Genomic DNA, 18,401 nt, shown 5'->3' on the forward strand with positions numbered 1-18,401 from the left:
GCTGTTCGGCGATAGTTGCCGGGCCGGTCGGGCGGCGCCCGTAGCTTCCGGCGCGTGACTGATACTTCCCGCCGGACCTTCCTGCTCGGCGCGGGCGCTGCCGCGGCGGCGAGCCTGCCGAACGTCCTCGCCGCGCCGGCCGCCGAAGCCCGGGGCCACCACCGCCCGGACCCCGAAGATCCGCGTTTCACGCTCGTGGTCATGCCGGACACGCAGTACCTGTTCGACGAGGACCGCGGCGACGCGGCCCCGCTGGACGCCTCGCTGCGCTACGTCCTCGACGAGGCCGGCAACGTTGTCTTCCTCGCCCATCTCGGTGATCTCACGCAGAACGGCCGCGTGGACGAGTTCGCCCGGATCAGCCGGTCCTTCAGGCGCTCGACCGCCGCCGGTTCCCCTACAGCACCCTCGCCGGCAACCACGACGTCAACGGCTCGACGGACGACCAGCGCGGCCGGACGCCGTACCTGGACGCGTTCGGCCCGCAGCGGCAGCGCAGCTCGCCGACGTTCCGCGGCGCGTCGAAGGACGGCTACAACAGCTACCACGTGTTCCGCGGCGGCGGCCGCGAGTGGCTGCTGCTCGCCCTGGACTGGCGGCCCTCGGCGGGCGGCCTGGCCTGGGCGAAGCAGGTCCTCGCGCAGCACCCGGGCCTGCCCGCGATCCTCACCGTCCACGAGCTGGTCTGGGCCGACGACGCCGGCCAGGCGCAGTTCTCGACGTTCGGCGAGCACGTCTGGAAGGAACTGGTCGAGGGCAACGACCAGATCTTCCTCACCCTCAACGGCCACTACTGGCCGACCGGGCGCACCGTCCGGAAGAACGCCGCCGGCCACGACGTCCACGTCCACATCGCCAACTACCAGGACCGCTACTACGGCGGCAGCGCGATGATCCGGCTCTACCAGTTCGACCTGGCGCGCGGCGTGATCGACGTCCGGACGTTCTCGCCGTGGCTCGCCGCGCAGGACCACCTGAGCGAGCTGCAGCACGTCGAGGTCGAGCGCAGCGGCTCGGCCGACTACTTCAGCGTGGAGATCGACTTCGCCGAGCGGTTCAAGGGCTTCGCGCCGGTGCCGGTCCCGCCGGGACGGCCGGCGAAGCAGCTGCTGGTGCCGGGCACGGTCGCGTACTGGCGCTTCGAGGGCGGGGCGGACGGTAAGCCGGTGCCGGACGACGTGGTCGTGCGCGACCAGTCCGGGCGCGGCAACGACCTCACGCGCGTCACGGCGCCCGGCAGCGGTCCGGCCGCGCTGAAGTACGCGAGTGAGTTCTCGCCGCGGCAGCCGTCGCGCGGGAGCCTGCGATTCGACGGCAGCCGCGACCCGAGCCGCGGCGCGTACCTGCGCATGGTCGACGCGGCGCCGATGAACCGGCTGAAGTTCGAGCGCGGGTACACCGTCGAAGCGTTCTTCCGGCTGCCGGCGAACTTCAAGGACGGTCACCACGGCTGGTGCGGGCTGTTCGGCAGGCTCGGCAGCGGGGCCGCCGCCGGCAAGACCGGCGACGACCCGCTGGAGTCCGCGGCCACACTGTCCCTTTCGGACGGTGGCGAGCTCCAGTGGGCGGTGTACCCGCTGAACCAGGACCGGACCTCGACGAACTGGGGCCACGAGCTGCCGGTCGAAAAGTGGTGGCACGTCGCCGTGGTCAACGACGGCGGGCGCACGATCATGTACGTCGACGGCTGCCCGGTGGTGCGGAATCCGGCCACGCCCGCTGTCGGGCTCGCCGACCCCGGCGGCCCGTGGCTGGTCGGCGCCGCGTCCTACGAGGGGAAGGTCGACCGGAGTTTCGCCGGGCTGCTGGGTGACGTGCGGGTGGTGGACCGGCCGCTGAGCGTGCGCGAATTCATGCTGGCCTGAGGCCCTTGACAGCGGGTGGACAATAAAAAATCGGCGTGCTCTCCAGAATCAATAAGAGAACTCGCCGAACCTGATAAGAGTCTAACCGCTGTGAGGGGAACTTGTCAAACCAGGGGTACGACGAGGAATTGCGGGAAGAACGGGCCTACGTCGCCGCGCTGTACGAGCGGCTCGATCGCGAGCGCGCGGTGGCGCAGGCCCGCTACCACGGCGCACTCGGGCAAACCGAGGTGACGCCAGGGGAACGGGAGGACGACGTCCGGTGCCGGTCGCGGGAGGCGGCCCGGCTGGACGTCGCCGACAACGGCCTCTGTTTCGGCCGATTGGACGCCGTTTCGGGCGAAACCCGCTACATCGGCCGGATCGGGCTCTTCGACGCGGAAAACGACTACGAACCGTTCCTGCTGGATTGGCGGGCACCGGCGGCGCGGCCGTTCTACGTCGCCACCGCGGCGAGGCCGGAAAACATGCGCCGCCGTCGCCAGTTCCACACGAGGGGCCGCCGGATCGTCGATTTCACGGACGAGGTGCTCGGCCGCCCGGGCGACCACGAGCGCGGGGACGCGGCCCTGCTCGCGGCCGTCAGCGCGCCACGCGGCGAGGGCATGCGGGACATCGTCGCGACGATCCAGGCCGAGCAGGACGAGATCATCCGGCTCGGCCACACCGGGGTGCTGGTGGTCGAAGGCGGACCCGGCACCGGCAAGACGGCCGTCGCGCTGCACCGGGTGGCCTACCTGCTCTACACCCGCCGCGAGCGGATGGCCCGCAGCGGCGTGCTCGTGGTCGGGCCGAGCCCGCTGTTCCTCGACCACATCGGCCGCGTGCTGCCGTCGCTCGGCGAGTCCGACGTCGTCTTCCAGACCACCGGCGACCTCGTGCCCGGGCTGCGCTTCACCGCCGAGGACCGGCCGGAGGTGGCGCGGTTCAAGGGTTCCCTGAAGATCCTGGACGTCCTCGCGGCCGCGGTCGCCGACCGCCAGGAGGTGCCCGGCGAACCGCTGCCGGTCGAGCTGAGCGACGTCACGGTGGAGCTTGACGCCGGCCTCGCGGCCGAGGCCCGCCTCGCGGCGCGCCGATCCGAGTTGCCGCACAACGAAGCCCGCGCGGTCTTCCGCGAGCACGTCATGGCGCTCATCGCCGAGCGGGTCGTGGCGAAGACCGGCGAAGGCTGGCTGACCCCGGAGGATCGCGGGGTGTGGGCGGACCTTCGCGCCGACGTCCTCGACGAGCTCACGGAGCACGAAGCGTTCGACGCCGCACTCGACACGCTGTGGCCGTACCTGACACCGGAGACGCTGCTGGCACCGCTGTACGCGTCCCCGCGCCGGCTCGAGGCCGCCGGGGCCGATCCGGCGTTGTTCCGCGCGGACGGCGCGGCCTGGACCGTGTCGGACGTGCCGTTGCTCGACGAGCTCGTCGACCTGCTCGGCCGGGATGACGCCGTCGAAAGCGCCGCCGCGCGCCGGCGGGCGGAAGAGGAGGCCGAGTACGCCTCCGGCGTCCTGGAGCTCATGAAACTGGACCGCGAGGAGCTGGACGAGGACGTCCAGCTGGCCGCCGAGAACCTGCTCCACGGCGAGGACCTGGCCGGCCGGTTCGCCGAGCGCGACACCCGTGACCTCGCCGAGCGCGCGGCCGCCGACCGCGACTGGACGTACGGGCACGTCGTCGTCGACGAGGCGCAGGAACTGTCCGAAATGGACTGGCGGGTGCTGATGCGGCGGTGCCCGAGCCGCTCGTTCACGATCGTCGGCGATCTCGCCCAGCGCCGCTCGGCCGCGGGCGCGACGGCTTGGGCGCCGATGCTCGCGCCGTACGTCGGCGACCGCTGGCAGTACCGGGAGCTGACGGTGAACTACCGGACCCCGGCGGAGATCATGACCGTCGCCGGCGCCCTGCTGGCACGGTTCGCGCCCGGCGCGCGGCCGCCGGAATCCGTGCGCGCGTGCGGGGTCCGCCCGTGGTCCAGACGAATCGTCGAAGGCGAGCTGCGGGACGCCGTCGACGAGTTCGTCCGCGACGAAGCCGGTCGCGAAGGCACCAGCGTCGTGATCGGCCCGGCGGGGGTGCCGGGCACGATCCCGCCGTCGGCGACCAAGGGCCTGGAGTTCGACGCCGTCCTCGTCGTCGACCCGGCGCGGATCCTGGCCGAGGGCCCGCGTGGCGCGGCCGAGCTGTACGTCGCGCTCACCCGCGCCACGCAGCGCCTCGGGGTGGTGCACCGGGAGCCGCTGCCGGCGGCGCTGACCGGGCTCGCCGAAGCCGGCGTGCCCACACCGGCCGGGCACCGGCGGTTCCTGTAGCCGGGCGGGGATGGCGGGCGGGGTGCCGGCCCGTCATCCCCGCCCGCTACGCCGTGAGCCGGCCCCAGGAGTAGTTCTGCTTGGCCAGCTTCAGGTAGACGAACAGCTCGGTCCCGGACACGCCCGGGATCTTCCTGACCTCTTCGCCGAGCACTTCGAGCATGTGGTCGTCGTCTCGGCAGACGAGCTCGGCGAGCAGGTCGTAGCGCCCGGCGCACAACACGACGTAGTGCACGTTCGGCAGTTCGGAGAGTTTGTCCGCGACCTCGCGGGGATCCGCGCCGTCGACGCTGATCCCGACCATCGCCTGCCGCGTCAGATCGACGTTGGCCGGGTCGGTCACCGCCACGATCTGCATCAGGTCGTCGCGCAGCAACCGCTGCACGCGCTGTCGGACGGCTCCCTCCGAGAGGCCGACCGCTTTGGCAAGCGCGGTGAACGAGGCCCGGCCGTCCTCCTGGAGCAGGGCGATCAGCGATCTGTCCGTATTGTCCAGCGTGCGCGCACGTGTTTCGTCACCCATGCCGTCCCTCCCTGTGTTTCGGCATGTGATTTGTCAAGTGCGCAGCGTATCGAGACCAGCGGAGAAAGCGAGCCCCCTGGGCCAGCTTCGCGTGATCCGGCGCGAGGATCGCCGTCAGCCGAGGAATCGGTGGCGGGGGACCAAAATCACGAGGCTTTCCGAGGCGGCGGCGACGTCGTCGAGCCGCTCTGGAACCAGGCGCCGAGGGCGACGTCGAGCGGACCTTCACCAGCCCAGGCGATCACGCCGTCCGGACGGAGCAGCAGCGGGCCGGTGTTCGTCACCGGGACGACGTCGACACGCGGGTCCGCGAGGTGCCGGGTTTCCGGTGTGCGCAGGAGGAGCCCGCGGCCGGTGCGCGTGTGCTCGTGCAGCCGGGAGACGCGGCCGTCGCCAATCAGTTCGAGGTCGGGGCAGTGCTCGCCGACCGGTGCCGGTGCGGGGTAAGGGAAGTCGTAGCGCTCGCGGACCCCGGACAGCAGGTCGGCGAAGTACCGGTTCGCCTCGGGCAGGTCCAGCACTTCCCCGAGGATCTCCCGCAGGGCATCGACATGCGGTCCGGGCGCCAGCAACGCGGATTGAGCACGGGTATTGCGTAGCACCGCTTCGCCCGCCGGATGCCTTTCGCGCGTGTACGTGTCGAGGAACGCTTCGGGCTTGTCGCCACGGATCACGGCGCCGAGCTTCCAGCCGAGATTGGCCGCGTCCAGCAGCCCGAGGTTCAGACCCTGACCGCCGCTCGGCGAATGCACGTGCGCGGCGTCCCCGGCCAGGAACACGCGGCCGAGCCGGTAGGTGGCCGCCTGGCGGGCCTGGTCGCCGAACCGCCGCGCGTCATGGATCTCGCTGACGACGACCTCGGTCCCGGTCACGCGCTGGATGACCTCGGCGAGCTCCGCCGGCGTGACCGGCCCCTCCGGCCCCTCCGGTTCGGGGCCGGTGACGAGCTCCGAGACCCCGGTCATGCTGCCGCCGTGCATGAAGGTGCCGGTGGCGTAGCGCCCGCTCGGCGGGACGGCGCCCGCGAACCGCACCCGGCCGGCGGTCGTGCGCAGCAGCGCCGGAGTGCCGGGGAAGCCGAACCCGGCGAGCTTGCGGACCGCGCTGCGGCCGCCGTCGCAGCCGACGACGTACTTCGCGCGCCATTCGCGCTGCCCCGCCGTGACCGTGACACCGTCCACATCGGACTCGACAGCGACGACCTCGTGGCCGCGCAGCACCCGGACGCCCGCGGCGTGCTTCGCGAGGACCCGTTCCAGCTCGGGCTGCCAGATGTTCGTCCGGGGCCGTTCGGGGTCCGGGACGATCTTGAAGATGTTCGCGAAGTGCCCGCGAGTGCTGCCGTGGTCACGGGCGAGGTCTTTCGTGCCTTCGACGTCGGCTTCGGCGAGTTGGTCGCCGAGACCGCGTCGCCGGAGTGCTTCGGTCGCGAGCGCCCCCAAACCACGCGCTTTCGTCTCCTTCGACGGCGCCAGGAGCCGTTCCAGGACGAGTGGTTCGGCGCCGGCCAGCTCGAGTTCCGCCGCGAGGAACAGGCCCACCGGGCCCGCGCCCACGACGATCACATCGGCATCCATGAGAGCTCCTTAACTAGTTAAGGAGCTAGGATGTCCTTAACTAGTTAAAGCGTCAAGGAGCAGCATGCCACTGGAAGTCGCCGACGCCGTGCGCGTCGCGCTGAACCTGCTGGAAGACGAGGGCCTGGACAAGCTGACCGTGCGGCGCCTGGCCACCGAGCTCGGCGTCAAGGCACCCGCGTTGTACTGGCACTTCCGCGGCAAGCGCGCCCTGCTCGACCACCTGACGGACGCGATCGTGGCGCCGGTGGTCGCCGGGCTGCCCGACGGCGGGCCGTGGCTGAAGTGGCTCGACGACGCCGCGTTCGCGCTGCACACGGCGTTGCTCGCGCACCGCGACGGCGCCCGCGTCGCGCTGGGCGCGAACCTCGTCACGGCCCGCGCGCTCGGCGAGTTCGCGGAGCGCGCGGTCGGGGTGCTGCACGACGCGGGCTTCCCGCTCGGCGAGGCCACCCGCGCGGCCGGGGTGCTGGTGCACTTCGTGCTCGGCCGGGCCGTCGAGGACCAGACGCGGCCGTCGCCGGGCGAAGAGGCCGCGGCGATCGACGCGGAGTCGTTCCCCTTCCCGCTGATGGCCCGTGGCCTGCGCGAACGGGCCGGCTCGACCGTCGAGGACGACTTCCGGTACGCGCTCGGCGTGCTGCTCGCCGGACTCGAAGCCGTCAGCCCAAAAACACGCCGATGAGCGGCGGCCCGCCGGTCTGGTGGTGGTTCGACGCCGGCGAGTGGTGGTACGCGCCGGTGCAGCTCGAGGTGATCGGCGGCTTCGCAGCCAAGGCCTCGGTCACACCTCGGCCGGGCCGTGGCCACGGCCCGCCCGAAGGGCGCCTGAATCTCAGCGCATGCGTTCCGGGACGGTGTCGAGCTCGTGCACCATGTGCACGGCCAGCGCGAGCGCCTTGGCGTCGTTGAGCTTGGTGTGCTCCATGACGATGTGCTTCACGCGGTCGACGCGCATTCGGTAGCGGGTGGTGGGTTCGGTGGCACTGGTCATCGGTATGTCCTTTGCTTTTCGGGAGGCTTGATGTGGTCCTGCACGGTGCCGCACACGCAGCCGCGGTCGGCTGCCTGGCCGGCCGTCGTCGCGGCGCAGTAACGGCGCGCGATGGCGTCGTGCATGCCGAGCGGGTGGGCGCAGCTCGGGCACTCCGTGTCGGAGCGGGGAACGTCGGGTGCGTCGGGAACCGGGGCTGTCATGTCGTCACCTTCGACGCTCGCAGGGGTGCGCTGGCCGAGTGGAGGTGTTGCAGCACATAGCCGTACGAGCGGGCCCAGCCGCACTGGGCGTAGGAGATGTCGTGCCGGGCGCAGAAGTCCCGGACGATCACCTGCGCGTGCTTGAGGTTCGGCCGCGCCATGCTCGGGAACAGGTGGTGCTCGATCTGATAGTTCAGCCCGCCGAGGGCGAAGTCGACCACCGGGCCGCCGCGGACGTTGCGCGAGGTCAGCACCTGCTTGCGCAGGAAGTCCAGTTTGTGCCCGGCCGACAGCATCTCCATGCCCTTGTGGTTGGGCGCGAACGAGCAGCCCATGTAGAGGCCCCACAGGAACTGGTGCACCAGGACGAAGATGATCCCGGTCAGCGGCGAAAGCACGATGAACACCGCGGCGAGGTAGGCGACGAGGTGCGCGATCAGCAGCGCGGACTCCAGCTTGTGCTGGCGGACGTCCTTGCGCCACACGGCCTTCACGCTCGACACGTGCAGGTTGAGGCCTTCGAGCAGCAGCAGCGGGAAGAACAGGAACGCCTGGTACTTCGCCACCCAGCGCAGGAATCCGCGTTTGCGCGAGCTCTGCGCCTTGCTGAACGCGAGCGCGGAGATGTCGACGTCCGGGTCCTCGTCCTCGTTGTTGGGGTTGGCGTGGTGGCGCGCGTGCGTGCCGATCCACCAGCCGTAGCTCAGCCCCGTCAGCCCACCGTGGACGAGTCCGGTCGCGTCGTTGGCCTTGCGGCTTTGGAAGATCTGCTTGTGTCCGGCGTCGTGCCCGATGAACGACAGCTGCGCGAACACCATCGCGAAGAACGCGGCGAGGAACAGTTGCCACCAGGAGTCGCCGAGGAAGACGAAGGCGACCCAACCGCCGCCGAAGGCGACGAGGTTGAGCCCGATCCGGGCGGCGTAGTACCGCCGGCGCCGCTGCATCAGGCCGGCGGCCTTGACCAGCCGCGACAGCTCGGCGAAATCACTGCCGGGCATCGTGGGAGTGTCCGGAATTTGCGTGGAAGACATCAACGCACCGCTCTGGGTAAGTCGTAAAGGCTTGTCCAGCAACGGTTTCCAGCCCTGACGGGGTCTGGGTCCGGTTCGGGAAAGGGCACTGGAGCCTGGTCACGGTGGGTACCGCGTCCTTGCTCAAGCCTCCCACCCCGTCGCCGGATTGGCAATTCCCCGGAGAGGGGGCGAAAGGGTGTACAGTCGGCAACGCAGGGATGACCGGTCCGAAGCCGGTCCAGCCCCGCCACCGACGGGCCGGGTTAACCCCCGACCGGACAGGAGTCCAGTCCGAGCGCCCATTTCGAACCACAGCCAGGTCGGCCGAGTAGCCGGCGAGCAGCCGCCCGCAGTCACGCAGAGTGACAGCCCGGGGCGCCCATCAGGGCTGTGCCAAGTGGCCGTCCGATCAGGTTTCTGTTATCGGACGATCCGTTGGCGAGTTGCGGTCCGGTATCACCGTGCCGCAGCCCGCCGATGGATCGCCGTCAGGACAACCCCCACGACGAGAGCAGCCCGAAGAGGCGCTCCCGTTCGGCGGCCGTCAGCAGCCGGCTCGGCGGCCGGACGTCGGGGCGGCACAGGCCGAGCTGACCGAGCGCGTCCTTGACGACGCTGACGTTGTTGGCGTTCCCGTTCGCGGCCCGAAGTTCTTCGAATGGCCGGATCCGCTCCCAGACCGTCATCGCCGCCGGATAGTCCCCTGTGGACAGTGCGCGGAACATCTCCAGCGAGATCGCCGGGTCGACGTTCACCAGCCCGGACGTGAAGCCCGTGGCGCCGACGGCGAAGTAGCCGGGTGCCGAAAGCTCCGCCAGCCCGGCGATCCACACGAACCGATCGAAGCCGGCGTCCCGGGCGACCGAGCCGAACCGCACCGGGTCCGGTACCGCGTACTTCACGCCGATGACGTTCGGCGCCGCCGCACCCAGGGCGTGCAGCTGCTCACCGGCGATCGCCGGGTTGCGGACGTAGAGCACGACGCCGAGTTCCGGCACCGCGGCGGCGATCGCGGCGTGGTAGTCGACCCAGCCGTCACCGGAGATGTACGGGTGCACCGGCTGGTGGATCATGATCATGTCGGCGCCCGCGTCCCGCGCGTACTCGGCGGCCCGCGTCGCCGACGCGACGTCGTGGCCGATCCCGGCCAGCACGCTCGCCCGGCCGGCCACGGCCTCGACGGTGACCTTCAGGCACTGCCGGGCTTCCCGCGCGTCGAGCGCGTAGAACTCTCCGGTGTTGCCGTTCGGCGTCACGACCTCGATGCCACTCGTGACCAGCCGGTCCACGAGCTTCGCGTACGTCTGGCTGTCGACGGCGCCCTCGGCGTCGAACGGCGTGACCGGAATGGCCACCACTCCGGAAAGCCGCCGCTTCTCCTGCTCGAACGTCATCGGGCTCCCTCTGGATCGCCGGTCTCGGTGGTGCGTTCGCCCGGGAGCCCGAAGGCGACCCGGTCGATGAAATCGGTGATGTGCTTGCGCAGCAGGTGTTCGGTCTGCCGGGCGTTCCCGCTTTCGGCCGCGTTCAGGATCGCCCGGTGTTCGCCCGCTTCGCCCTGCCAGGTCGGGCTGATGCCCCAGCCGGTGACGGTGATCAGCGCCGCCTGGTCCCGCAGGCCGTCCAGGACCTCGACCAGCAACGGGTTGCCGCACCCGGCGTAGAGCGCGCGGTGGAACAGCCGGTTGGTCAGGCTGGCCCGGGCGCGGTCGGTGGCCGCCGTGCCGGTCTCGACGTCGGCCAGCACCTGCCGCGCCTCGCTGAAGTTCGCGCCCCGCTCGACCGCGCGCCGGACGGCCTCGGGTTCGAGCAGCGCGCGCAGGTCGTACACCGCGTACGCGTTCTCGGCGTCCATGACGCGGACTGCCGCCCCCTTGTACGTGCTCATCGTGACCAAACCGGAACCGGCGAGGATCCGCAGCGCCTCCCGCACCGGCGTCTTCGACACCCCGAGCATCGCCCCGACCTCGGCTTCGACGAGCGTCGCGCCCGGCGCGAACTCCCCGCTCAAGATCGCTTCCTTGATCGCGTGGCGGACGAAATCCGTGCGCGAGACGGGCGGCGGCGGCCTCCTGGCCGAAGACGTGCTCGCCACTGGCATGTCCGATCTGATATACGATGCGACATCAACATTATCACGAACCGAGGGAGCAGCCGCTGAACTGCCTGGCCGGCCTGCTGCCGCTGGCCGGCGGCAGCATCCGGCTCGACGACGCCCGCATCGACGCGGCCTCCAGATGCGCAAGGTCGGCCGCGCCTGGAGCCGCCGGTCGACCTGATGGACGAGCCGCTGTCCAATTTGGACGCCAAGCTCCGGCTCGAGATGCGGATGGAGATCCGCCGTCTCCACCAGACGCTCGGGCTGACCACGGTGTACGTCACCCACGATCAGGAGAAGGCCCTGTCGCCGGCCGACCGCCTGGTGGTGCTGCGCGAGGGCGAGGTCCAGCAGGTCGGCACGCCCGAGGAGGTCTACGCCCAGCCGGTGAACGGCTACGTCGCGTCCTTCATGGGCTCCGCAACCTCCTCGACCTGACGGTCACCGGCACCGCGGGCACCTCGGCCACCGTCGAGGGCGCCGGCGTCCGGCTGACCGGCGCGAACCGCGGCTCGCTCACCGAGGGCCCGGCGAGGGTGGCGATCCGCCCCGAGGACTTCGTCGTCGGCGACGGCACGGAGAACGCCCTCGACGTCACGGTCGAGATCGTCGAGTACCACGGCCGCGAGCTGTCGGTCTCGACCCGGCTGGCGAGCGGGCTGCCCGTCTACTTCCGGACGGACAAGCGCCTCACCCCCGGCGACACCGTGAAGATCGGCGTCCCGCCGAGCGGGTCCTGGTGTTCGCGCCATGACCGCCGTCGCGAGCGCCCGCCCGGCGTTGCGGCACCCCTTCCTCTACGGCCTCCAGTTGTCGTTCGCCCTGCGCCGAGGCGGCGTCTTCGCGGTGTTCGCGGCGGGCATCCGCGCGAACCAGTCGGTCGACGCCATGGCGACCATCTACACGGCTTCCATGCTCGTCCTCCTTATTGCCGCGATGCGGTTCGTGAACCCGACCCAGCTGGTCACGAGGATTCGCGAAGAAACCTGACGTGTTCCGGGTTGCCGACGGCTGAGTCCTTTGCGGTGAAAGGAAGGTGTCGTGGCTGCGCGGGATCGCGGTGAGCTTCTAGCTTGATTCCCATGGGCATCAAGCGGGCGGCGCAGCCGTACACGGTACCGGGCGCGCGAAATGGGTGCGGAGCTCATCGAGCACCGCGAAGCGGCGGGGATGAGCCTGCGGGCGGTGAGCCGGAAGCTGGGCTGGTCGGCGCCGCACGTGTCCCAGATGGAGACGGGCGGGCGGCCCCCGTCGCCGGCGGACGTCTCGGCCTACCTGGCGGCGTGCGGGCCCCATCGGCGGGCCGAGTACGACCGGCTGGTGGCGTTGGCCGCCGAGTCGGACACGAGGTACCTGGTCCGCCCGCACGGCCCGGAACTGCCGGACGAGCTGCGCTCGCTCATCGTCCAGGAGAGCATCGCCGCCGAGATCATCGAGTTCGAACCGCTGGTCGTGCCCGGGTTGCTGCAGTCCGAGGGCTATGTGCGGGCTTTGCTTCGCTGGGGCGGGATGCTGAAGCCCGAGAGCCTCGAGATGCGGGTTCAGGCCCGCTTGGCCCGGCAGGGATTGCTGCATCGCGCTTGGCCTCCGAAGTACGAGCGCTTTCCGCCGCTGGTCTACACGGAAGGGCTGACCGTCGGCACGTTCATGGACGGTCCTGCTGATGTGGCGAATCACCGCGAGTTCCTTTCCAAGCTCGATGCGGTGGCCCTGAATGAGGGAGAATCGCGCGCATGGGTTGCCGACTTGGGCAGCCGCCCACGATCGAGCGGAGGTCACACCCTGATGCCCATCCCCGAGCGAACCGGGCTGACCTGGCGGAAGAGCAGATACAGCAACGCCAGTGGCAACAACTGCGTCGAAGTTGCCCGGCTGGCCTCGTCCGTAGCGGTCCGCGACTCCAAGGCGCCCACTTCCGGTCATCTCTCCCTTACCCCCTCTGCTTGGCGTGCCTTCCTCGCCGGCACGTGATCGACATTACCGCGAATCATCGAACATGTGATCGACACGATCTGGTGAAACCAGGCTTGCTGCTCCCCCAAGGGGAGCTGTCAGGCTGTCCGGCATGCGGTATTCGATCGGCGAGCTGGCCCGCCGCACCGGGCTGACGATCAAGGCCGTCCGGTTCTACTCCGACCGCGGTCTCGTGCCGCCGTCGGGGCGCAACACCGCAGGTCACCGCCGGTACGACGACGCCGCGTTCGCCCGGCTGGACCTCATCCGCACCCTCCGCGACCTGGGCGTCGACCTCGCCACGATCCGGCGGATCGTCGACGGCGAAACCACCGTCGCCGACGTCGCGGCGAGGCACGCCCAGATGCTGGAACTGGAGATCCGCGTGCTGCGGTTGCGTCGCGCGGTGCTGACGGCGGTGGCCCGGCGCGGTTCGAACCCCGAGGAGACGAGTCTCATGCACAAGCTGGCCCGACTGTCCGAAGTGGAACGCCGTCGCCTGGTCGATGACTTCCTCGCCGACGCGTTGGGTGACCGCGCGGACCTCGCCGGGCTTGCCCGCACACTGACCCCGGAGCTGCCCGAGAACCCCAGCCCCGAACAGCTCGACGCCTGGATCGAACTGGCCGAGCTGACGCAGGACGCCGAATTCCGAGCTAGCCTGCGTCGCCTCGCGGAGCAGCTCGAAGGCGGCTTGCGCCGTGACTTGGCCGCCGAGGTGCGCGACGCCGTCACGCCGGCCCTCGAAGCCGGAATCGCGCCGGACTCCGCGCAGGCCGCGGCGATCGTCGACGGCCTCGGTCGTCACCCCGCCGAACTGCGGGAATGGCTCGGGACCGTCAACGACCCACGCCGTGAGCGCTACCTGGAACTGCTCGCCGTGATCAACGGCTGGGCGGCTCCGGAAAGCCTGACACCGGCGCTCGACTGGCTGACCGCGGCCACGGCACCCTGACCGCCGCCTGGATCCGCGCCAAGGCTTCGTCCGCGGGCTCGGCGTCGAGACGGCGTCCGTCGCGCAGCCGCAGGGAAAGCTGTTCTGCGGCAGCCTCCTGCGGGCCGATCACGGCTTGGTACGGCACCAGCCGTCCCTCGCGGATCCGCGCGCCGAGGCTGCCCTGCGAAGCGATCTCCGCCCGCAGGTCTCCGCACCGGTCCAGGATGCCCTGCGCGTAAGGCAATTCCGCCTCGGACACCGGCAGCAGCCGCAGCTGCACCGGCGCGAGCCAGCCCGGGAACGCGCCGCCGTGGACCTCGATCAGCTGGGCCATCGCGCGTTCGACACTGCCGATGATGCTGCGGTGCACCATGACCGGCCGATGTTTCGCCGCGTCCGGCCCGACGTATTCGAGGCCGAACTGTTCGGGCTGGTGGAAATCGACCTGGACGGTGGACAGGCTCGATTCGCGGCCCGCGCTGTCGGTGATCTGGACGTCGATCTTCGGTCCGTAGAAGGCCGCTTCGCCCTCGGCCGCGTCGTAGTCGAGTCCGCTGTCGTCGAGGACCGAACGCAGGATGCCGGCGGCGCGGTCCCAGTCCCCGGCCACGTACTTCCCACCGGCACCGGGCAGGGAAAGCCGGTAACGCGCCACGCTGATGCCGAGCGCGTCATAGGCCTGCCGGATCAGGGAAAGCGCGGCGGCCGCCTCGGCTTCGATCTGGCCGGGGGTGCAGAAGATGTGCGCGTCGTTGAGCTGGATCGCGCGCACCCGGCTCAGCCCGCCGAGCACGCCCGACAGCTCGGCCCGGTACATCCCGCCGAGCTCGGCGATCCGTAGCGGCAGTTCGCGATAGCTGTGGCCGCGCGAACGGTAGATCAGCGCGTGGTGCGGGCACAGGCTCGGCCGCAGCACGAGCTGTTCGCCGCCGACGTTCATGGGCGGGTACATGTCGTCGCGGTAGTGCGACCAGTGCCCGGAAATCTCGTACAGCTCGCGTTTGCCGAGCACCGGCGAATGGACGTGCCGGTACCCCGCCCGGCGTTCGAGGCCGCGGACGTACTCCTCCAGGCTGTGCCGGACGATCGCGCCGTCGGGCAGCCAATAGGGCAGGCCCGCGCCGATCAGCGGGTCGGTGTCGAACAGGCCGAGCTCGCGGCCGAGCTTGCGGTGATCGTGCATTGTGGACTCCTCGGGGATGGCGAGGCGATCGACCACAAGACGAAGCCCGGGGCGACCGCCCCGGGCTTTCGTGAGAATGGCTCAGCGCGCCGGGACACTTTCCGGCGTCGTCGTGTTCGCAGCGCGCTTCATGGAATCGACGGTAGCAGGAAGTGTGATCCCGGCCAGTTCTTTTCCGGGGGCGGTTGCTTTGTCGGTGGGCCGCAGTAAGGTGCAGCCCGGGCACGTTCCGTCATGGCGATGGGACCTGGAGTAGGGGAGTGGGGATGCTGGACGTCGTGATGCGGTCATGACCGCACCGCACCGGGATTTGAGGCTTCTGCAGCAGCAGGCGGGTGAACTGGACGCGCGGCTCGCGGCCGCCCGGCACACCGCGAAATCAGCGGACCAACTGGTCACCGCGGTCGTGACCGGCCAAGGCAAACTGCTTGACCTGCGGATCGACGATCGAGCGTTGGCCGGGCCGCACGCGCAGAAGCTGGGGCTCGGCATCGCCGAGGCGGTCCGGAACGCGCGGAACGCCGCACGCGCGTCGTCACTGCCCCAGTTGAACGCGTTGTTCGGCAAGCAACCGCCGCCTCCGTCTCCTCCGGCCGCCGAACCAGTGCCGCGGCACCAACCAGCCGCGCCGGGACCCACCCGCCGCCCGGTCGAGGCGGACGACGACGAGAGCTTCGAGGAGTTCGACTTCCTGACGGACGAAGAGCCGCAGTCCGGGGGTGATCGCTGGTGAACAGCGAAGAGAAGCTCTACAACCTCGCGAAGGAAATCGACGCGCGGGTCGCCGCCGTGGAGCAGGCGGCGAAGACCGGGGACAGCCTGCCGCTGGTCCAGAACGTCGGCGCGGGCCTGGGCACCGTGACGGTGGACGGTTCGGGCGGCCTGGTCTCCGTCGATCTCACGCGCGACGCGGTCGCTGGGCAGACGGGCGCCAGCCTGGCGGCTCATGTCCTGCGCGCGATCACCGACGCGGAATCGGCGGCGTCGGCTCGACGCAAGACCATGATCGACGCGGCCGCGCGGGAGGTGGGGAGTCGATGAGCAGCGGTGGGTTCGACCCGATTGGCGGTGACTCGGGCTTCGAGGTTTACCCGCAAAGCCTCCGAGCGGCGACGAACGAGGTCTTCGCGGCACGTGAGAAGGTCACCAAGTTCGCGGTGGGGGACCTCGCGCCGATGACCCTCCACGACGAGGACGTCGGCATGCTCGGTGTGAGGTCGGGCATCGTGCAGGTGTTCAACTCGGTGATCGAAAGCATGCGCCAAAAGAGCGAACGCGGCGCCGAACGGTTGGCCACGTTGGCCGAAGCGCTGGACAAGGCGGCCGACTACTACGAGACCCAGGACGAAGAGGACTACCGGCGGCTGCGTGCGAAGGAAGAAGGTCTCGGCTGATCATGGTCAATGCAACTGTCCCCGCGGCGCGACCGCGGCAGGCGCCGGCGCCCTATCCTGAAGATGCCGACGCCAAGGTCCGCGAAATCGCCGACATCTTCGGGCGGAACGACATTCTCCGGCTGCTCGACGACATGCGAAACAAGCTGCTGGGAAATGCGGTCGGTGTGCAGGAACTGGCGGAGCGGTTCGCGGCCGTCGGCACCCTCGTGGACGCGAAAGCCGACATCGGCGGCGCTGTTCAGGCCGTCAGTGGTACGTGGTCGGGACGTGGCGCCGGCCAATTCGGCGCTTATACGACCAGGGTGAGCGAAGCACTGGACAAGCAGAACTCCGCTGTCGGCGCGGTGTCCTCAATTCTCACGGACATGACGAACCTCGTGGTCGACACCTACGCGTCGGCGATCCAGTTCCTTGGCACGTGCGCCGCCGAGCTGGCCAAGATCGACGCCAAGGTCCTCATCGCCCTGCTGACCGCGGTGATCCCGATCGTGGACGTCTTCACCGCGAAGGATGTCATCGACACGGTGATCGAAGCCTTCGGAGCCCTGGTCAAGGATTTCGTGGACCTGCTGGCCGAGGCGGGCAAGAAGATGGGCGAGTTCCGGGCCAAGGCGGACGCCCTGGTCCGCAGCGACATCGATTTCCCGGAGATCCCGGAGCTCGCCTCGGGATCGGGAATCGACAACCAGAAGCAGTGGCGGGTCGACCCGTCCGCGTGGCCGGAGTGAACACGATGCGAGTGCGCGTTTTGCGGTTGGTTCTCGGAGCCGCGATCTTCGGTTCATTCGTCACGGCCTGTGGGCCTTCCGAGCCGAAGCGGGTCCTTTCCGGACCGCCGGCCCCGGCGGTCACCGGATCGGCGGTGCCGTTCACGCCGGTCCCACAGCCGGTCGATCTGGCGAAGTTCGATGACGATCCGTGCGGTCTGCTCACCGGGGAACAGGTGGCCGCGGTCGTCACCGATCCGCCGGACGACGTGAAGCCGCGCAGGCTGTCCAACACCGTGTCGGTGGGGTGTGCTTGGAACACGTGGCGGTCCCCGCTCGTCACCGTGGAGAAACCGATCCACGATCCGCTCACGCTCACCGAGCTCAAGAACACCGGGCGACGTAAATCCGGGGCCTTCGATCCGTGGACCGAGGTGTCGGTGGCGGGGTTGCCTGCTGTGGTCTTCCACGAGATGCGGGGGCCGGACAACTGCGATGTCGCCGTCGGCGTCACCGACGACGCCATGCTCATCTTCAGCTTCCACGGAAATGGCTCAACCTCGACGTACTGGGACAAGGATCGTTGCGGCGGGGTCCTCAAGACCGCCGAGTTCGTGATCGGCAACCTGCGCAACCGCTGAGCTGGTGGGGCACCGGGACACCCGGTGCCCCACCTCGCCGTCGCTCCTCGACGAGCCTGTCACCCAGCCGCCGACGTCGAAGCCACCGGACCCGTCGTCCGAGGCGGAGCCGAATCGACGAACTCAAGCCAGGAAGATCTCCAGCTGCTCGACGACGAAGGCGTGGTCCTCGGCCTGCGGCAATCCGGACACGCCGACCGTGCCGACCGGCCCCACCTCGCGCACCAGCACCGGGAACACGCCGCCGTGGGCCGCGTACTCATCCGGGTCCAGGCGGGAATGCTCCTCGAACGAACCGCCGTTCGCGCGGAACTGCGTGCCGACCAGGAAGGAGCTGTGCCCGTAGCGGTCGACGACGCGGCTCTTGCGGTCGATCCAGGCGTCGTTGTCGGCGGACGTGCCGGGCAGCGCCGCGTGGAAGAGCCGCTGGCCGTTGCGCCGGACGGAGATCGTCACCGGCAGCCTCCGCTCCTGGGCGGCGGCCAGCAGCTGCTGACCGAGAGCGAGCGCGGTCTCGTTGTCGAACTTCGTGAACTGGAGGCGGTCCTCCTGCTCGGCGAGCTGGGCGAGGCGATCGGCGTCGGTCATGCGGCCATTAAATCAACACTGTTGTTTAATTGCCAGTGAACTCGGTCAGTGACAGCACGTTGCCATCCGGATCGTGAAACCACGCGATCCGCCCGTCCGGCGTGGTCCAGATTTTGTCGGTGTCCTGTGGCAGCGTGTCGAACGTGAGGAACTCCACGCCACGGCCGCGCAGCTCGGCCACCGCCGCCCGGATGTCGGCCACTTCCCAGCCGAGCACCGTGAACGGCTGCGGCGTGAACCCGGCCACGGCGGTGACGCGCACCATCGTCCGGCCGCTCCGGAACACGCACGCGAAGGGGGTCTGCTCGATGAACTCGAGCCCGGCGACATCCGTGTAGAAGGCACGTGAGCGCTCCAGGTCGGTCGACGGTGCGAAGGCGACCAGTTCCGCTGAGCCGAGCATGGGCTTCACC

At 69.9% G+C, this 18,401-nt stretch carries 20 protein-coding genes and 4 pseudogenes; 13 read left to right on the plus strand and 11 right to left on the minus strand.

Annotated features, from left to right (window positions below; genetic code table 11):
* The first annotated feature begins 54 nt into the window (after window positions 1-54).
* Together AB0M82_RS12845 and helR are read left to right on the plus strand one after the other, a co-directional pair.
* Window positions 55-1,865: pseudogene (locus AB0M82_RS12845) on the plus strand (LamG-like jellyroll fold domain-containing protein).
* Between the two features lie 101 nt (window positions 1,866-1,966).
* Window positions 1,967-4,171, plus strand: coding sequence for an RNA polymerase recycling motor ATPase HelR (gene helR / locus AB0M82_RS12850; protein WP_364720737.1), 2,205 nt, complete (start codon window positions 1,967-1,969; stop codon window positions 4,169-4,171).
* A 46-nt stretch (window positions 4,172-4,217) separates the two neighbouring features.
* Here helR and AB0M82_RS12855 read toward each other — a convergent pair whose 3' ends face one another.
* Together AB0M82_RS12855 and AB0M82_RS12860 are read right to left on the minus strand one after the other, a co-directional pair.
* Window positions 4,218-4,694: an Lrp/AsnC family transcriptional regulator gene (locus AB0M82_RS12855; RefSeq protein WP_364720739.1), complete on the minus strand. Its 477-nt coding sequence runs from the start codon at window positions 4,692-4,694 to the stop codon at window positions 4,218-4,220.
* Between the two features lie 146 nt (window positions 4,695-4,840).
* Window positions 4,841-6,271 carry an FAD-dependent monooxygenase gene (locus AB0M82_RS12860; RefSeq protein WP_364720742.1) on the minus strand — a complete coding sequence of 477 codons (1,431 nt, stop codon included), beginning with the start codon at window positions 6,269-6,271 and terminating at the stop codon, window positions 4,841-4,843.
* A gap of 64 nt (window positions 6,272-6,335) precedes the next feature.
* On the opposite strand from AB0M82_RS12860, the gene AB0M82_RS12865 reads away from it, so the two are divergent.
* Window positions 6,336-6,956: a TetR/AcrR family transcriptional regulator C-terminal domain-containing protein gene (locus AB0M82_RS12865; RefSeq protein ID WP_364720744.1), complete on the plus strand. Its 621-nt coding sequence runs from the start codon at window positions 6,336-6,338 to the stop codon at window positions 6,954-6,956.
* Window positions 6,957-7,106: 150 nt separating this feature from the next.
* Here AB0M82_RS12865 and AB0M82_RS12870 read toward each other — a convergent pair whose 3' ends face one another.
* The 5 genes from AB0M82_RS12870 to AB0M82_RS12890 all read right to left on the minus strand — a co-directional run bounded on the left by AB0M82_RS12870 (window position 7,107) and on the right by AB0M82_RS12890 (window position 10,579).
* A complete protein-coding gene (locus tag AB0M82_RS12870; protein WP_364720746.1) occupies window positions 7,107-7,265 on the minus strand; it encodes a DUF6307 family protein in 159 nt (52 codons plus the stop codon).
* A complete protein-coding gene (locus tag AB0M82_RS12875; protein WP_364720747.1) occupies window positions 7,262-7,468 on the minus strand; it encodes an RGCVC family protein in 207 nt (68 codons plus the stop codon). Before AB0M82_RS12875 ends, AB0M82_RS12870 begins: the two co-directional genes overlap by 4 nt.
* On the minus strand, window positions 7,465-8,502 hold the full coding sequence (locus tag AB0M82_RS12880) for an acyl-CoA desaturase (RefSeq protein ID WP_364720750.1): 1,038 nt from the start codon (window positions 8,500-8,502) through the stop codon (window positions 7,465-7,467). Before AB0M82_RS12880 ends, AB0M82_RS12875 begins: the two co-directional genes overlap by 4 nt.
* A 470-nt stretch (window positions 8,503-8,972) precedes the next feature.
* Window positions 8,973-9,878 (minus strand): dihydrodipicolinate synthase family protein, encoded by a 906-nt coding sequence (locus AB0M82_RS12885; protein ID WP_364720753.1) that lies wholly within the window; start codon window positions 9,876-9,878, stop codon window positions 8,973-8,975.
* Window positions 9,875-10,579: a GntR family transcriptional regulator gene (locus AB0M82_RS12890; protein WP_364721002.1), complete on the minus strand. Its 705-nt coding sequence runs from the start codon at window positions 10,577-10,579 to the stop codon at window positions 9,875-9,877. The genes AB0M82_RS12885 and AB0M82_RS12890 overlap by 4 nt, the downstream gene beginning before the upstream one ends.
* A gap of 174 nt (window positions 10,580-10,753) precedes the next feature.
* Here AB0M82_RS12890 and AB0M82_RS12895 point away from each other — a divergent pair.
* Window positions 10,754-10,999, plus strand: a pseudogene (locus tag AB0M82_RS12895) (spermidine/putrescine ABC transporter ATP-binding protein); the annotation flags it as partial.
* Here the strand turns inward: AB0M82_RS12895 and AB0M82_RS12900 are convergent.
* Window positions 10,992-11,180, minus strand: a complete 189-nt coding sequence (locus AB0M82_RS12900; protein ID WP_364720756.1) for a hypothetical protein — start codon at window positions 11,178-11,180, stop codon at window positions 10,992-10,994. The pseudogene AB0M82_RS12895 and the gene AB0M82_RS12900 overlap by 8 nt on opposite strands.
* On the opposite strand from AB0M82_RS12900, the pseudogene AB0M82_RS12905 reads away from it, so the two are divergent.
* The 4 genes and pseudogenes from AB0M82_RS12905 to AB0M82_RS12920 form a co-directional block, all read left to right on the plus strand.
* Window positions 11,119-11,253, plus strand: a pseudogene (locus tag AB0M82_RS12905) (TOBE domain-containing protein); the annotation flags it as partial. The gene AB0M82_RS12900 and the pseudogene AB0M82_RS12905 overlap by 62 nt on opposite strands.
* Window positions 11,254-11,425: 172 nt before the next feature.
* Window positions 11,426-11,572 (plus strand): annotated as a pseudogene (locus tag AB0M82_RS12910) (ABC transporter permease); the annotation flags it as partial.
* 141 nt (window positions 11,573-11,713) lie between these two features.
* Window positions 11,714-12,553: a Scr1 family TA system antitoxin-like transcriptional regulator gene (locus AB0M82_RS12915; RefSeq protein WP_364720759.1), complete on the plus strand. Its 840-nt coding sequence runs from the start codon at window positions 11,714-11,716 to the stop codon at window positions 12,551-12,553.
* Window positions 12,554-12,647: 94 nt separating this feature from the next.
* Complete coding sequence (locus AB0M82_RS12920; protein WP_364720762.1) at window positions 12,648-13,490, plus strand: MerR family transcriptional regulator; 843 nt, start codon at window positions 12,648-12,650, stop codon at window positions 13,488-13,490.
* Here AB0M82_RS12920 and thrS read toward each other — a convergent pair.
* The gene (gene thrS, locus AB0M82_RS12925; RefSeq protein WP_364721005.1) at window positions 13,420-14,673 is read right to left on the minus strand and encodes a threonine--tRNA ligase; all 1,254 of its coding nucleotides are present in this window, start codon (window positions 14,671-14,673) and stop codon (window positions 13,420-13,422) included. The genes AB0M82_RS12920 and thrS overlap by 71 nt on opposite strands.
* Before the next feature lie 271 nt (window positions 14,674-14,944).
* Between thrS and AB0M82_RS12930 the strand changes: the two genes are divergently transcribed.
* From AB0M82_RS12930 to AB0M82_RS12950, 5 genes are read left to right on the plus strand one after another with little or no spacing between them, the layout of a single operon-like run.
* Window positions 14,945-15,388, plus strand: coding sequence for a YbaB/EbfC family nucleoid-associated protein (locus AB0M82_RS12930; RefSeq protein ID WP_364720765.1), 444 nt, complete (start codon window positions 14,945-14,947; stop codon window positions 15,386-15,388).
* Window positions 15,385-15,696, plus strand: coding sequence for a hypothetical protein (locus AB0M82_RS12935; RefSeq protein ID WP_364720768.1), 312 nt, complete (start codon window positions 15,385-15,387; stop codon window positions 15,694-15,696). Before AB0M82_RS12930 ends, AB0M82_RS12935 begins: the two co-directional genes overlap by 4 nt.
* On the plus strand, window positions 15,693-16,049 hold the full coding sequence (locus AB0M82_RS12940; protein ID WP_364720771.1) for a hypothetical protein: 357 nt from the start codon (window positions 15,693-15,695) through the stop codon (window positions 16,047-16,049). Before AB0M82_RS12935 ends, AB0M82_RS12940 begins: the two co-directional genes overlap by 4 nt.
* Before the next feature lie 2 nt (window positions 16,050-16,051).
* The gene (locus AB0M82_RS12945; protein WP_364720774.1) at window positions 16,052-16,780 is read left to right on the plus strand and encodes a hypothetical protein; all 729 of its coding nucleotides are present in this window, start codon (window positions 16,052-16,054) and stop codon (window positions 16,778-16,780) included.
* 5 nt (window positions 16,781-16,785) lie between these two features.
* Window positions 16,786-17,400 carry a DUF3558 domain-containing protein gene (locus AB0M82_RS12950; RefSeq protein WP_364720776.1) on the plus strand — a complete coding sequence of 205 codons (615 nt, stop codon included), beginning with the start codon at window positions 16,786-16,788 and terminating at the stop codon, window positions 17,398-17,400.
* Between the two features lie 123 nt (window positions 17,401-17,523).
* On the opposite strand, the gene AB0M82_RS12955 is transcribed toward AB0M82_RS12950, so the two are convergent.
* Together AB0M82_RS12955 and AB0M82_RS12960 are read right to left on the minus strand one after the other, a co-directional pair.
* Window positions 17,524-17,988 (minus strand): heme-degrading domain-containing protein, encoded by a 465-nt coding sequence (locus AB0M82_RS12955; protein ID WP_364720779.1) that lies wholly within the window; start codon window positions 17,986-17,988, stop codon window positions 17,524-17,526.
* A 25-nt stretch (window positions 17,989-18,013) separates the two neighbouring features.
* Window positions 18,014-18,391 carry a VOC family protein gene (locus AB0M82_RS12960; protein ID WP_364721007.1) on the minus strand — a complete coding sequence of 126 codons (378 nt, stop codon included), beginning with the start codon at window positions 18,389-18,391 and terminating at the stop codon, window positions 18,014-18,016.
* Window positions 18,392-18,401 lie beyond the last annotated feature (10 nt).

Source organism: Amycolatopsis sp. NPDC051128 (assembly GCF_040682715.1).
In the GTDB taxonomy this organism is placed as follows: Bacteria; Actinomycetota; Actinomycetes; order Mycobacteriales; family Pseudonocardiaceae; genus Amycolatopsis.

Coding starts and splice junctions, on each gene's coding strand:
- AB0M82_RS12960 (WP_364721007.1), bottom strand. CDS start 18,391: ATGCTCGGCTCAGCGGAACTGGTCGCCTTCGCACCGTCGACCGACCTG.
- AB0M82_RS12950 (WP_364720776.1), top strand. CDS start 16,786: ATGCGAGTGCGCGTTTTGCGGTTGGTTCTCGGAGCCGCGATCTTCGGT.
- AB0M82_RS12865 (WP_364720744.1), top strand. CDS start 6,336: ATGCCACTGGAAGTCGCCGACGCCGTGCGCGTCGCGCTGAACCTGCTG.
- AB0M82_RS12945 (WP_364720774.1), top strand. CDS start 16,052: ATGGTCAATGCAACTGTCCCCGCGGCGCGACCGCGGCAGGCGCCGGCG.
- AB0M82_RS12855 (WP_364720739.1), bottom strand. CDS start 4,694: ATGGGTGACGAAACACGTGCGCGCACGCTGGACAATACGGACAGATCG.
- AB0M82_RS12955 (WP_364720779.1), bottom strand. CDS start 17,988: ATGACCGACGCCGATCGCCTCGCCCAGCTCGCCGAGCAGGAGGACCGC.
- AB0M82_RS12870 (WP_364720746.1), bottom strand. CDS start 7,265: ATGACCAGTGCCACCGAACCCACCACCCGCTACCGAATGCGCGTCGAC.
- AB0M82_RS12940 (WP_364720771.1), top strand. CDS start 15,693: ATGAGCAGCGGTGGGTTCGACCCGATTGGCGGTGACTCGGGCTTCGAG.
- AB0M82_RS12885 (WP_364720753.1), bottom strand. CDS start 9,878: ATGACGTTCGAGCAGGAGAAGCGGCGGCTTTCCGGAGTGGTGGCCATT.
- AB0M82_RS12860 (WP_364720742.1), bottom strand. CDS start 6,271: ATGGATGCCGATGTGATCGTCGTGGGCGCGGGCCCGGTGGGCCTGTTC.
- AB0M82_RS12880 (WP_364720750.1), bottom strand. CDS start 8,502: ATGTCTTCCACGCAAATTCCGGACACTCCCACGATGCCCGGCAGTGAT.
- AB0M82_RS12930 (WP_364720765.1), top strand. CDS start 14,945: ATGACCGCACCGCACCGGGATTTGAGGCTTCTGCAGCAGCAGGCGGGT.
- AB0M82_RS12875 (WP_364720747.1), bottom strand. CDS start 7,468: ATGACAGCCCCGGTTCCCGACGCACCCGACGTTCCCCGCTCCGACACG.
- AB0M82_RS12920 (WP_364720762.1), top strand. CDS start 12,648: ATGCGGTATTCGATCGGCGAGCTGGCCCGCCGCACCGGGCTGACGATC.
- AB0M82_RS12915 (WP_364720759.1), top strand. CDS start 11,714: ATGGGTGCGGAGCTCATCGAGCACCGCGAAGCGGCGGGGATGAGCCTG.